At 70.5% G+C, this 13,339-nt stretch carries 10 protein-coding genes and 2 pseudogenes; 2 read left to right on the top strand and 10 right to left on the bottom strand.

All coding sequences use genetic code 11. The annotated features are described in order from the left end of the window. Positions 1–155: 155 nt before the first annotated feature. Complete coding sequence (locus tag QH283_RS20525; RefSeq protein ID WP_280504605.1) at positions 156–1,745, bottom strand: FAD-dependent oxidoreductase; 1,590 nt, start codon at positions 1,743–1,745, stop codon at positions 156–158. A 19-nt stretch (positions 1,746–1,764) separates the two neighbouring features. Further along, complete coding sequence (locus tag QH283_RS20520; RefSeq protein WP_280504604.1) at positions 1,765–2,778, bottom strand: AurF N-oxygenase family protein; 1,014 nt, start codon at positions 2,776–2,778, stop codon at positions 1,765–1,767. 349 nt (positions 2,779–3,127) lie between these two features. Here QH283_RS20520 and QH283_RS20515 point away from each other — a divergent pair, with 349 nt between their 5' ends. Further along, positions 3,128–3,889, top strand: a complete 762-nt coding sequence (locus QH283_RS20515; protein WP_280504603.1) for an SDR family NAD(P)-dependent oxidoreductase — start codon at positions 3,128–3,130, stop codon at positions 3,887–3,889. A 221-nt stretch (positions 3,890–4,110) separates the two neighbouring features. Here the strand turns inward: QH283_RS20515 and QH283_RS20510 are convergent. From QH283_RS20510 to QH283_RS20490, 6 genes and pseudogenes are all read right to left on the bottom strand, one after another. Beyond that, a pseudogene (locus QH283_RS20510) lies at positions 4,111–5,103 on the bottom strand (sulfate/molybdate ABC transporter ATP-binding protein); the annotation flags it as partial. A gap of 22 nt (positions 5,104–5,125) precedes the next feature. Then, complete coding sequence (cysW, locus tag QH283_RS20505) at positions 5,126–5,932, bottom strand: sulfate ABC transporter permease subunit CysW (protein WP_280504602.1); 807 nt, start codon at positions 5,930–5,932, stop codon at positions 5,126–5,128. Further along, positions 5,932–6,738, bottom strand: a complete 807-nt coding sequence (gene cysT, locus QH283_RS20500) for a sulfate ABC transporter permease subunit CysT (RefSeq protein WP_280504606.1) — start codon at positions 6,736–6,738, stop codon at positions 5,932–5,934. Before cysT ends, cysW begins: the two co-directional genes overlap by 1 nt. Before the next feature lie 120 nt (positions 6,739–6,858). Beyond that, positions 6,859–7,905 (bottom strand): sulfate ABC transporter substrate-binding protein, encoded by a 1,047-nt coding sequence (locus QH283_RS20495; RefSeq protein ID WP_280504601.1) that lies wholly within the window; start codon positions 7,903–7,905, stop codon positions 6,859–6,861. A gap of 195 nt (positions 7,906–8,100) precedes the next feature. After that, positions 8,101–8,190, bottom strand: a complete 90-nt coding sequence (locus QH283_RS30210) for an Ms4533A family Cys-rich leader peptide (protein ID WP_324246211.1) — start codon at positions 8,188–8,190, stop codon at positions 8,101–8,103. A gap of 151 nt (positions 8,191–8,341) precedes the next feature. Beyond that, the gene (locus QH283_RS20490; RefSeq protein ID WP_280504600.1) at positions 8,342–8,602 is read right to left on the bottom strand and encodes a hypothetical protein; all 261 of its coding nucleotides are present in this window, start codon (positions 8,600–8,602) and stop codon (positions 8,342–8,344) included. A gap of 161 nt (positions 8,603–8,763) precedes the next feature. Between QH283_RS20490 and QH283_RS20485 the strand changes: the two genes are divergently transcribed. Next, positions 8,764–10,716, top strand: coding sequence for a glycoside hydrolase family 15 protein (locus tag QH283_RS20485; protein ID WP_348538295.1), 1,953 nt, complete (start codon positions 8,764–8,766; stop codon positions 10,714–10,716). A gap of 19 nt (positions 10,717–10,735) precedes the next feature. On the opposite strand, the gene QH283_RS20480 is transcribed toward QH283_RS20485, so the two are convergent. Then, positions 10,736–12,475 carry a dynamin family protein gene (locus QH283_RS20480; protein WP_280504598.1) on the bottom strand — a complete coding sequence of 580 codons (1,740 nt, stop codon included), beginning with the start codon at positions 12,473–12,475 and terminating at the stop codon, positions 10,736–10,738. Between the two features lie 158 nt (positions 12,476–12,633). Then, positions 12,634–13,339, bottom strand: a pseudogene (locus QH283_RS20475) (hypothetical protein); the annotation flags it as partial.

Genomic DNA, 13,339 nt, shown 5'->3' with positions numbered 1-13,339 from the left:
AATTTCCGGCTGGGCTATTTTTAACCCCCCAAAACCCCGTCCCCATAAACCCCCCCCACCCCCCGGCCGGGGGGTCCCCTTACCGGGGGCGGGGCCCCCCCCCCCTTTGCCGCCCCCCCGCCCGGCCCAGCAGGCGGGCGGGTGCCCGCTCGCTCTCAGATCCTGGCCAGCAGCCGCCGCAGCGGCCCCGTCTCCGCGGCGAGACGCGCGGCGGCCCCGCCCGCCCGCACCCGAGGCCGGCGCGTGCGCACCAGCCGGTCGAATTCGCGCGCCCCGAAGCGGGGTTCGGCGAGCAGTCCGGCGTTCCAGTCGTCGGCCAGCCGCCGCACCGTCTGCTGCGCGCAGGACTTGTTGGTGCCGATGAATCCGGTCGGGCCGCGCTTGATCCAGCCGGTCACATAGGTGCCGGGGAAGGCGGCGCCGCCGTCGAGCACGCGCCCCTCGTGATTGGGGACCACACCGGCCCGGTCGTCGAAGGGCACACCCCTGAGCGGCACCCCGCGATAGCCGACCGAGGTCAGGACCAGCCCGGCGTCGACGCGCTCGGTCTCGCCGGTGGGGGTGGCGATCACGCGGCCGTCGGGATCGGTGCCGAGTTCGGTCCTGGCGATCTCGAGGCCGGTCACGCGATCGGTGCCGAGCACCCGCGCGGGGACGGCCTGGTAGCGGAAGACGATGCGCTTGCGCTCGCCCACCGGCCGGTCGGCCACCTGGTGCAGCAGGCGGAGCTTCTGCTCGGTCTCGAACGGCAGGCCGGGGGTGATCGCCGGGATCTCGCCCTCGACCACGATGTCCACGTCCGCGCCGAGCAGACCGACGAATTCCGGCACGGTGAAGGCGCTTTCGGCCGGACCGCGCCTGCCGAGCACCACCACCTCCTCGATCTCGCTCTCCCGCAGGGCGGTCAGCGCGTGCTCGGCGATGTCGGTGCGGGCGAGCAGCTCCGGGTCGGTGGTCAGCAGGCGGGCCACGTCGAGGGCGACATTGCCGTTGCCGACGATCACCGCGCGCCGATGCGTCAGGTCGACCCGGTCGCCCGCGTGGTCGGGATGGCCGTTGTACCAGGCGACGATGTCGGTGGCGGAGACGTTGCCGGGCAATCCCTCCCCCGGAATGCCGAGCTTGCGATCGGTGGACGCGCCGACCGCGTAGATCACCGCGTGGAAGTGCTCGAGCAGTTCTTCGTGCGAGATGTGCTCGCCCACTTCGACATCGAGATACGAGCCGAAGCCGGGCTGGGCGGACATGACATCGAAGAGCCTGGCCACCTGGCGGGTCCTGGCGTGATCGGGCGCGACGCCGAAGCGGGCGAGGCCGTAGGGCACCGTCAGCCGGTCGAACACGGTGACCGAGACGTCGGGCTGGGTGAGCAACTCGTCGGCGGCGTACATGGCCGACGGCCCCGAGCCCACGATCGCCACTCGCAGCGGCCCGCGTCTGGTGTCGATCCTCGGCGCGGGCACCGGGCGCGCCAGCAGTGGGCGCGGGCGTTGCTGCCGGTAGAACGCGGCGTTGATCTCCACGAACGGCAGCTGTGCCTCGGTCAGCTTCTTCGAGGAGGTGATGGCGTCGACCGGGCAGGCGGTGGCGCAGGCGCCGCAGTCGACGCACGCGGCCGGGTCGACGTAGAGCATTTCCGCGGTGGCGAAATCCGGCTCGTCGGGCGTCGGGTGGATGCAGTTGACCGGGCAGGCGTAGACGCACGAGGCGTCACTGCAACAGGATTGGGTGACGACGTAGGGCATCGCTGGAACCGCCCGCCGTTCAGACGGCTTCGGCCGCGCGCAGCGGCTCCGAGCGGTAGCGGCTGGCCGGGCCGTCGATGCCGAACAGCTTCCACACCCGCTTGGCGACCGGATTCATCAGCCCGAGCTTGTCCGCCAGCGCGCGCACGTCGACGAAGTAGTCGCTGAAGGTCTGCCGCGCCTCCTCGGAGCCGTAGAACAGCTCCTTGCGCACCTTCTCCGGGATGTCGAACTCACGGAAGAAGGACTTCGGCGGGGTGGCGATGGCGCGGCCGAGGATGAACATGATCGTCGGCATAGCCAGCGAGAGCACGAACTTGTTCGCGCGGCCGACCTCGGGCACGTGCCGCTCCAGGAACTCGTGCGCGAAGGAGATGTGCCTGGCCTCCTCGGCGACGTGGATCGACATGACGCCGAGCATGATCGGGTGCACCTCCTCGCCGGAGCGCAGGATCTGCTTCTGGATGTGATCGATCGGCTCCTCGCCCGCGAGCACCGCCATGAAGAACAGATTCGGCGCGAGCGCGGCGACCGGCGCGGCCAGGTACTTGAACTTCCTGACCAGCGGGCCCATACCGGGCACGTCCATGCCGATGCGATTGACCATCTCCTGGAACATCAGGGTGTGGTTGTGCTCCTCGATCATCTCGTGGGAGCAGTACCGGAACTCCGGCGAGCCGTTGGGCAGGCCGAAGTTGTGGATGACCATGCCGCTGATGAGGATCGACTCGAACTGCAGGCCCACCTTGGCGATGTTGGCCTGGCGATACTTGCCGATCTCGATCTGCCGTTCCTTCGGCAGCGCCTTGTACCACGGATGCCTGCCGAGCGGGTCGGCCGAGACGGGAAGGATCCAGCGGTCCTCGCCGGCCGTGGCGGCGAAATCCGGGTTGTCCCAGTCGATGTCGGTGAAGGGGTCGAAGTGCCGGTTCACCGAGCCCTCGGACAGCAGCAGCAGCTTGGCGGCGTACTCCTGCGCCTTCTCGACATCGGGGTCGATCTCGGGCGTCACGGCTTTCGACATCGTCGTCATCGCCTCTCCTCGGTATCCGAATAACTGTTTCCAATAGTTACAGCTACTGGCGGGTAGGTCAACCCTGGCCCGTTCGGCGACCGCCGATACCGCCCCTACCTGCGAAAACAGGGTGTCACCAAGATCGCCCCACGGCGCTTCGCGGCCGGTTCTCACCGGAATACCCAGAACTGCCGGTTTCACTAACTCGCCGCCGATCCAGCTCGGCCCACCCCGGAACTCCGATCACATGACACATCAACTGAAGGTCCGAATCCCGCCAGCGCGCACCGCGCCCGCCGACTTCACTGGAGGCGACGGCACCGGTCGTCGCAACGAAAGATGTGGCACGGGAGAGGAAGTGGCGAGAATGTCGACACGCTTCGCGGGACAGGTCGCGGTGATCACGGGCGCGAGCTCTGGAGTGGGCAGGGCGGTCGCACGGCGACTGGCCGCCGAGGGCGCCGCCGTGGTCCTCGGATCACGCGGGAGACAGGCCGGTGAGCAGGTCGCCGAGGAGATCCGCGCGGCCGGCGGCCTGGCGCTGTTCGTCCCCACCGATGTGACGGTGGAGCGCGACGTGGCCCGGCTGACCGAGGCGGCCGTCGGCGAATACGGGCGGCTGGACGCGGCGTTCAACAACGCGGGCGCGGTGCGCTCGTTCGGAACGGTCGAGGAGATCGACGAGGCGGGCTGGCGCGCGGATCTGGAAGTCAACCTCACCGCCGTCTTCTACGGACTGCGCCACCAGGTGCCCGCACTGGCCGAGTCCGGGGGCGGCGCGATCCTCAACAACGCCTCGAATCTGGGGGTGGTCGGCATGGGATCGGTGGCCCCTTACGTGGCGGCCAAGCACGGGGTGGTGGGACTGACCAGGGCCGTCGCGCTGGAATCGGCGCCGCGAGGGGTACGGGTCAACGCGCTGGTGTCGGGCGCGGTGGACACGCCGGCGTTCCGCTCCTCGATGGGGGCCACCCCGGAGGGCGAGGCGGCGGTCACCGCCCTGCACCCCATCGGGCGAATCGCCACACCGGAGGAGATCGCCTCGTTCTGCGCCCATCTGCTCAGTCGTGAGGCGAGCTTCGTCACCGGTGCGGCGCTCGCGGTCGACGGCGGGTTCACCGCCCGCTGACGCCTCGCGCGGCCGCCGGCCTACGTCGTGGTCGACGCGCCGGACTCGGTGGCGGCGCCCTTCGCCGTCTCCCCGGCCCCCTCGGCGGGGGCAGGGGTGGGCTCGGCGTTCTCGGCGGAGGTCGTGGCCGCCGACTCGGCGTCCGTCACCGCGGCGTCAGGCGCGGTGCTCTCGGAGGGGGCGGACTCGGCGGCCGCTGGTGACGCCCCCACGACCGGGGCCTGCGTCGGCAGCTGCGGAATCCGGGTTGCCCGCGCGTACACCGTCTCCCCCTCCTGCAGCCGCAGCGCTTCGGCGTCACCGCGGGTGACCTGGGCCGAGAACAGGTCGCCGGTGGCGGCGTTGCGCAGTTCCACGCGCACCTCGAAGCCGAGGCGCACCACGCGCTCGACGGTGGCGCGGGTGACCCCGGCGGACTCGGCCGTGCCCTCGTCGGCGGCCAGCGCCATGCTGGGGTCGCGTCCGACGCGGATGTCGTGCGGGCGCACCATGTGGCCGTTGAGCCGGGCGACGTCGCCGAGGAAGGACATGACGAACTCGTTCGCGGGCCGGTCGTAGACGTCCTCGGGGGTGCCGATCTGCTCGATGCGGCCCTTGTTCATCACCGCGATCCGATCGGCGACGTCGAGCGCCTCCTCCTGGTCGTGGGTGACGAGCACGGTCGTCACGTGCACTTCCTCGTGCAGCCTGCGCAGCCAGGTGCGCAGGTCGGCGCGCACCTTGGCGTCGAGCGCGCCGAAAGGCTCGTCGAGCAGCAGCACCTGCGGGTCCACCGCGAGCGCGCGGGCCAGGGCCATGCGCTGGCGCTGGCCGCCGGACAGCTGCGCCGGGTAGCGGTGCTGGAAGCCGTCCAGGCCGACGATGCCGAGCAGCTCGTCCACCCGCTTGGCGATCTCGGCCTTGGGCCGCTTGCGGATCTTCAGGCCGAAGGCCACGTTGTCGCGCACCGTCATGTGCTTGAAGGCGGCGTAGTGCTGGAAGACGAAGCCGATGTCGCGTTTCTGCGGGGCGACCCGGGTGACGTCCTTGCCCGCGATCATCACCACGCCGTCGTCCAGGGACTCCAGGCCGGCGATCGAGCGCAACAGGGTCGACTTGCCCGAGCCGGACGGGCCGAGCAGCGCGGTCAGCTCACCGGAGGGGATGTCGATGGTGACGTCGTCGAGCGCGGCGAAACTGCCGTAGTTCTTGCGGGCATTGGTCACGGTAATCATTTGTTGCCTCCGGGGCGGGCGGTCACTTGGCGTCCCGCTTGCGTTCGAGAACGGTCATCAGCAGCAGCACCACCAGGGCGATGGCCATCAGCAAGGTGGCGGCGCTGTACGCGCCGAAGGTGTTGTGGTCGTTGATGTAGCGACCGTGCACCAGCAGGGTCAGCGTCAGCGACTTGCCTGGCAGCGCGGAGGACACCATGATGACCGCGCCGAACTCGCCCAGCGCGCGGGCCACGGTGAGCACGACGCCGTAGGTCAGACCCCAGCGGATCGCCGGCAGGGTGATGCGCCAGAAGGTCTGCCACTTGGAGGCGCCCAGCGTCGCGGCCGCCTGCTCCTGGTCGTCGCCGATCTCGTGCAGCACCGGCTCGACCTCGCGCACCACGAACGGCAATGTCACGAAGATGGTCGCGATGACCATGCCGGGCAGGCTGAAGATGACCTTGAAGCCCAGCGACTCCAGGCCACCGAACCAGCCGCCGGCACCCCACAGCAGGATCAGGGCGACACCGACGACCACCGGCGAGACCGCGAACGGCAGGTCGACGATGCCCTGGATGAGATTGCGGCCGGGGAAGCGGCCGCGCACCAACGCCAGCGCGGTGATCACGCCGAAGACCACGTTCAACGGCACCACGATCGCCACGATCAGCAGCGACAGCTGCAACGCGGAGATGGCGGCGGGCGTGGTGATCGAGTCGACGAACGCGCCGATGCCGTTCTCGAAGGTGCGCCACAGGATGATCAGCAGCGGCAGCACCAGCAGCACGAACAGATAGCCCAGCGCCACCGTGCGCAAGGACAGCCGGGTGAGTGGGGAGACCTTCATCAGCTCGACTGTTCCTTGCGCGCGGAGCGATCGGCCAGGAAGCGCAGCACCAGCAGCGTCGCGAACGCGATCACCAGCAGGGCCACCGAGACCGCGGCGGCGTTGACCGGCCGGTCGATCTCGATCTGCTTCTGGATGTACTGGGAGGCCACCTCGGTCTTGCGCGGGATGGCTCCGCCGATGAGCACCACCGAGCCGTACTCGCCGATGGCACGGGCGAAGGCCAGGCCGCCGCCGCTGATGATGGCCGGGGTCAGCGCGGGCAGGATGATCCGCCGGAAGGTGACCCAGTTGCTCGCGCCGAGCGACAGCGCCGCCTGCTCGACCTCCCGATCGGCCTCGATGAGCACCGGCTGCACCGAGCGCACCACGAACGGCAGCGTCACGAAGGCCAGCGCCACCACCAGGCCGGGCTGGGTGGCGTTGAGGTGGATGTTCACCGGGCTCTGCGGGCCGTACAGCGACAGCAGCACGATGCTGGCCACGATGGTCGGCAGCGCGAAGGGCAGATCGATCAGCGCGTTGACCGCGCCCTTGCCGGGGAAGTCGTCGCGGACGAGCACCCAGGCGATCAGGGTGCCCATCACGACGTTGATCAGCGCGACCACCACCGACACGGTGACGGTGATGCGCAACGCGTCCACGGCCGCGGGCGCGGTGACCGCGTCCACGAAGCCCGACCACCCGTTCTCGAACGAGGTGAGCGTCAGCGCCGCGAGCGGCAGCAGCACGATGATGCTCAGCCACAGCACCGTGGTGGCGATCCCGAGCGGGCCGACCGAACCGCTCACCCGCAGCCACGCCAGCGGCGAGCGCCGGGAGCGTGGCTGTCCGTCTGCGAGGCCGACGCCGGGTTTCGCCCCGGCGTCGCCGCTACTGCTCTCAGTCACGTTGATCCAGTATTCCGTGTGCTTCAGTTCACCCGACTACCTGGTCGCGTTCTCGTAGATGACCGCGATGGCGCCGGTGTCGGCGGTGAACAGCTCGCTGTTGACCTGGCCCCCGCCACCCGGGGCTTCTATGGTCCACAGCTTGGCCGGGGGCGGTATGTGGGCGCGGAACTCGGCGGCGACGTCCGGGTCGACCGGCCGGAAGCCGGCCGAGGCCCAGGCGCGCTGGCCCTCGGGGGTGAACAGGAAGTCGCGGAAGGCGACCGCCTTCTCCGGGTTCTGCGAGTTCTTCAGCACCGCGACCGGATTCTCGATCTTGAAGGTGTCGGCGGGCACGATGTGCTCGATCGGGTCGCCGTTGCGCTCGGTGAAGATGGCCTCGTTCTCGTAGCTGAGCAGCACGTCACCGGTGCCCTGCAGGAAGGTCTCGGTGGCCTCGCGGCCCGACTTGGGCTGCACCTTCACGTGCTCGGGCGAGATCAGCTGGCGCAGGTACTCCAGACCGGCCTCCGGGTTCTTGCCGCCGTCGGACTTGGCCGCGTAGGGCGCGAGCAGGTTCCACTTGGCCGAGCCCGAGCTGAACGGGTTCGGGGTGACGACCTCGATGCCGGGCTTCAGCAGGTCGTCCCAGGTCTGGATGTTCTTGGGGTTGCCCTCGCGGACCACGATCGCCACGACCGAGCCGAACGGCACGCCCTTGTCGGCGCCGGCGTTCCAGCTCTCGTCGACCAGGCCCGCCTCCACCAGGCGGGTGATGTCGGGCTCGACCGAGAAGTTGACGACGTCGGCCTGCGCACCGTCCTTGACCTTGCGGGACTGGTCACCCGAGGCGCCGTAGGACTGCTGGATCTGGACGCCCGCGCCCGCCTCGGTCTTGTGGAACTCCGGGATGACCTTGTCGAAGCCGGGCTTCGGGACGGCGTAGGCGTAGAGGTTGATGACGCCGCCGCTGCCGTCGGCGCCCCCGCCCTCCACGGAATCACTGGCGCCACCACCGCATGCCGCGAGGACGACCGCGGCGACGGTGGTGAGAGCGGCTGCGGCGAAGCGCCTGCGCGGGGCGAGCCAGGTTCTGCGAGACATCGGGGTGCCTTTCGGTGCGGGCCGCCACGACACCGGATGTGCCGGGGCGGTTACTAGCTGTGAGCCGGGTAGACCTGCCTGCGAGGAACGCGGCAGTGGCGCGACTGACGGCCGGAGGCCGACGGAGTGTGGTCACGCCTGCTCGATGCGCGCCGGTCTACGGGACAGGGAAGCGCAGACGTGTCCGAGCACGCTTCAGCGACAGAGAATGTCCGCGACCGCCAGATCGCCGACAGCGATCAACGCCAATTCATGGCGGACCTGCGGCAGAGCGTTCGAAGACACGCGGAGACTCTAGCAGAGCGGGCAGGCTCGTTCGAATCGAACGAATCTACTCCCCCACCGGCGCGCGGGAGAAATCAGCGGGTGAAGAACCAGGCCACCAGAACGAGGACCAGCAGGGCGACGAGAGCGAGCTGAACTCGCGAGCGCGGCATCAGCGCGCTCCGCTGTGCGCGGGGGCGGGACGCAACGGCTCGGCCTCCGGCTCGGCGACCGGCCGGGGGGTGGCCGGTGCGCCCTGTTCCCGGTCGCGGCCGAGCAGCCGCAGGACCGCGCGCAGGCCGCGGTCGAGCAGGTAGGCGATGGCGAAGCTGACCGGAACCATGCCGACCAGGACGACGAAGAACTGCGGGATGAACGGCAGGCCCGCCACCCACAATTCGAATCCGTCCCACCATCCGGCTATGCGCTCCACGCCGTCCAGCCTACTGGGCGGCGCGCGGCCGGGGCAGCCGGGCGGTGGACGGACAGCCGCGCGCGGCCGGATGATGGGTTATGGCGTCCCACCCCGATCCGACCGAGCACCGCGCACCGAGCGGACACCCCGAACCGAGCGGGCAGCACGAACCGAGCGACCTGCCGCTCCTCGCCGCGGTCGAGCAGACCCATCCCGGCGCCGGCTCCCCGCGCCCGGCCGACTTCCCGCCGATCGGCGACTACGCCTTCCTGTCCGACTGCGAGACCAACTGCCTGATCGCGTCCAACGGCGCGGTCGAGTGGATGTGCCTGCCCCGACCGGACTCCCCCAGCGTGTTCGGCGCGCTGCTCGACCGCAGCGCCGGGCACTTCCGCCTCGGCCCGTACGGCTGCAACGTCCCGGCCGCGCGCCGGTATCTGCCCGGCGGCCTCATCCTGGAGACCACCTGGCAGACCGCGACCGGCTGGCTGATCGTGCGCGACGCCCTGGTGCTCGGGCCGTGGCACAACAACGACCAACGCAGCCGGACCCATCGCCGCACACCGATGGACTGGGACGCCGAGCACATGCTGTTGCGCACGGTGAAGTGCGTCAACGGCACGGTCGAACTGGAGCTGAGCTGTGAGCCCTCCTTCGACTACCACCGCACCTCGGCCGAATGGGAGTACACCGGCAAGGTCTACGAGCAGGCCACCGCCGTGCCGAAGGACGACCGCAGCGCCGGGCCCGCGCTCGTCCTCACCACCGACCTGCGCCTAGGCCTGGAGGGCAGGCAGGCGCGCGCCCGGACCAGGATGCGCGAGGGCGACCAGGTGTTCGTGGCGCTGACCTGGTCGGAGCTGCCTGCCCCCGCCACCTTCGCCGAGGCGGCCGAGAAGATGTACCACACCATCGAGAGCTGGCGGCAGTGGATCACCCTGGGCAAGTTCCCCGACCACCCCTGGCGCAACTACCTGCAGCGCAGCGCGCTGACCCTCAAAGGGCTCACCTACGCCCCCACCGGCGCCCTGCTGGCCGCGGCCACCACCTCGCTGCCCGAACAGCCCGGCGGGCAACGCAATTGGGACTACCGCTACACCTGGGTGCGCGACGCCAGCTTCGCGCTGTGGGGCCTGTACACCCTCGGCCTCGACCGCGAGGCCGACGACTTCTTCGCCTTCCTCAACGACGTCACCACCGGCCCCGACGGCGAGCCGCTGCCGCTGCAGGTGCTCTACGGCATCGGCGGCGAGCGCGAACTGACCGAGGTCGAGCTGCCGCAGCTGACCGGATACCGGGGCGCGCGCCCGGTGCGCATCGGCAACGGCGCGTACTGCCAGAAGCAGCACGACATCTGGGGCACCATGCTCGACGCGGTGTACCTGCACGTCAAGTCACGCCGTCAGGTGCCGGAGACGTTGTGGCCGCTGCTGGAACACCAGGTGCGTGCCGCCATCGAGCACTGGCGCGAGCCCGATCGCGGCATCTGGGAGGTGCGCGGCGAGCCGAAGCACTTCACCTCGTCGAAGGTCATGTGCTGGGTGGCGCTCGATCGCGGCGCGAAGCTGGCGGAGATGCATTCGCAGTTCGAACGGGCGGCCGAGTGGACGCGCATCGCCGAGGAGATCAAGGCCGACGTGCTGGCCAACGGGGTGAACAGCGAGGGAGTGTTCACCCAGTCCTACGGCAGCGACACCCTCGACGCCTCGCTGCTGCTGGTGGTGCTGCTGCGTTTCCTGCCGCCGGACGACCACCGGGTGCGCGCCACCGTGCTCGCCATCGCCGATCGGCTCACCGAGAACGGCCTGGTGCTGCGCTACCGCACCGCCACCACCGACGACGGCCTGCCCGGCGCCGAGGGATCGTTCACCATCTGCTCGTTCTGGCTGGTCTCGGCGCTGGTGGAGATCGGCGAGGTGTCCCGCGCCCGGCACCTGTGCGAGCGCCTGCTCGGCCTGGCCGGACCGCTGCGGCTCTACGCCGAGGAGATCGATCCGCGCACCGGCAGGCAACTGGGCAACTATCCGCAGGCCTTCACCCACCTGGCGCTGATCAACGCGGTCACCCACGTGATCCGCGCCGAGCACGACCAGGACGCCAGCGGGTTCCGGCCCGCCAACCAGCCGACCTGACCCGACCCGTCGCCGGGGCTCAGGCCGCCATGTCCACGGCGCGGTCGCGGACGGCGCGCAGCCTGCCCAGCTGGGTGTGCAGTTCGGCGAGGCGTTCCTCGCGGCGGTCGCCGTAGCGGCCGTTGGCCTCCTCGGCCACCCGCAGCGCCTCGTCGACAGTGCGCATCGCCTGCGCGGCGATCTCACTGAAGTGGTCACGCAGCGAACGCTGCATGGCGCGCAGCCGGTTTCGCGACTCCTTGCCGACCTGGAAGATCACATCGTCCATCAGCCTGGCCACCGCGACCTTGGCCTCCGCCCGGCGGCGCAGCTTGCGGTTCTTGCGGTCGTCCCAGATCGCGTTGATGCCGAGCAGCACACCGGCGCCCGCCGAATACCAGTTCACCAGCGACATACCGAGCAGGCTGGTGGCGAGGCCGACCATCAGGATGCCGCCGTAGGAGCCGCGCAGGCCGGACAGCACCTGCTGGGTGACACCGGATTCGGCGCTGTCGAGATCCTCGAGTGGCGCCACATGCTCGAGCACCTCGGCGGGATCGCTCAACCGCAGATCCGGCAGCGGCGCCGGGCGGTCGATCGCGGGGAACTTGGCGGCCACCTGCTCGCACAGCTCCACCGAGCGGTAGTGGGCCATGACGAAGTTCTCCTCGATGGCCTCGCAGATGCGCGCGTCCAGGTCGGCGCCGAACTGCTTCCAGTCGCGCGCCGGATCGGTCCTGGCGATCTCGGCCTCGGCCTCGCGCGTGAGCCTGCGCAACCGGTGACGCAGGTCGTGCTCGATGTCGGCCATCAGCTCGCCCGCGCCGTCGGCCAGCGTGATCTGCCAGTTGGCGGTGCGCTGGCGCAGTTGGTCGGCCTCGTCGCGGGCCTGCTCGAGCTGGTGGGTGATCTCGGCGCGCCTGCGCGGGTCACGCAGCGACTCGGCCTCGGTGTAGAGGGTGACGGCGAGATTGTCGGCGGTGAGCTGGATATCGCGCAGGGCGGCCTGCCTGGCCACCGTGTCGGCGCGCGAGACCACCTGTTCACGGAGGTGGTCGATGAGTTGCGGCACACCGGATTCCATGTCGCGGTGGAAGTCGCCCGCCTCGCGGTGCAGCCGCGCCGAGACCGGGGCGACGGCGAAGCCGAGCCCGACGGCGTCGAGCAGTTCCCGGTCCCGCTGCTGCACGTGCGACCAGTGCGGGTACAGGTCGATCTTGTTCAGCACACAGACGACCGTCGGGCAGAACTGCTGGATGCGCTGCAGGTATTCCAGTTGCGCCGCGGACAACTCGGCCGAGGCGTCGGTCACGTACAGCACGGCGTCGGCGGCGGCGATCATCGACCACTTCACCCGCTCGTCGCCGTTGCCCGGCGCGTCCATCAGCACGATGCCGTCGGCCAGCAGAGCGCTCGGCTCGGTGCGCTCGGCACGAACCACGCCCTTGGTGGTCAGGATCGACCTCAGGTGCGCCGGGTCGACCGGCTTGCGCTCGCTGCGTCCCGGGCCGACGGCCTGCACGATCGCCGCGCTCGGCTCATTGCCGTACTCGACGATGACCGGCGCGCTCAGTTCGGCGTCGGTGGCGCTGACCGGCGCACCGACCAGGCCGTTGACCAGGGTGCTCATGCCGTTCTTCGGATCGCCGACGACCACGAGGCGCACCCTGGGGTCGCTGATTCTGGCGCGCACCATGTTCAACCGGGCTTCCAGGTCGCCGCGACCGGCGGATCTGGCCATCTCCCGCAGTTCGTCGAGCATTCGGATGAGCGGTGTCATCGCGTCGGGATGTTTCACCGTCGCCGGCTCAAGCCCAGCTGCGGCAGACAAGCCTCCTCCTTACTCCTGCGTGCGCGCTCGGATCGTGCGTCGGGCGTGCCTCCCGTTACCCGCGCGGGCCGGATCGGTCCGCGGCGGACCGATCGGCTCGGCACCGGTCAGTACAGCATCGGGTCGACCGCGGTGGCCCCCAGCGGATGTGGGTCGGCGCCCTCCGGCCACAGGCCCGCGCCGAGACCGGTGGACAGTGTCGCATGCTGGGCGCTCACCGCGTACGTCGAGTAGTGGTACGCCTCGGCGCCGTCGTCGCTGATCGGGTCGACGCGCACCGGTGGGTTGGGCGCCACCGCGCCCGTGGGCAGGACCGCGCCGGTCGGCACCGCCACGGTGGGCGGGGCGGTCGGCACGTCCACCGTCGGCTGCGTCGCGCCGCCGGTCGGCTGCGTCGCGCCGCCGGGACCCGCGGTGGGCACCGCCTGGGTGGGCGGCTGCTGCGTGGGGACCGTCTGGGTCGGCACGGGCTGCGAGGGCACGGTCTGGCTGGGCACCGGCTGCGTGGGGGCGGTCTGCGTCGGCACCGGCACGGACTGGGTCGGCGTCGGCGCGGTGGTCGGGACCTCGGCGCCGGGCGCGGAGGGCGTCGGCGCGGGAACCGACGGGGTGGTCGACGGCTGGGAACCGGTGTCGGGCAGCGTGGTCGCGCCGTCCGTGCCCGGCACGGTGGTGATCGGGCCGGGGGTGAGCGTCGGCAACCCGGTGGTGGGCAGACCGGGCGTGGTGACGTCGCTCGGCAGCGGGACGCCGGTCGGGGTGGACAGGTCGGGGGCGGGCACCGTGGGCGCGGTCGTCGGCGCCGTGGGGACG

The organism is Nocardia farcinica (genome assembly GCF_029867845.1).
GTDB classification, from domain to species: domain Bacteria; phylum Actinomycetota; class Actinomycetes; order Mycobacteriales; family Mycobacteriaceae; genus Nocardia; species Nocardia farcinica_A.
This window is presented reverse-complemented; position numbering and strand designations above follow the sequence as displayed.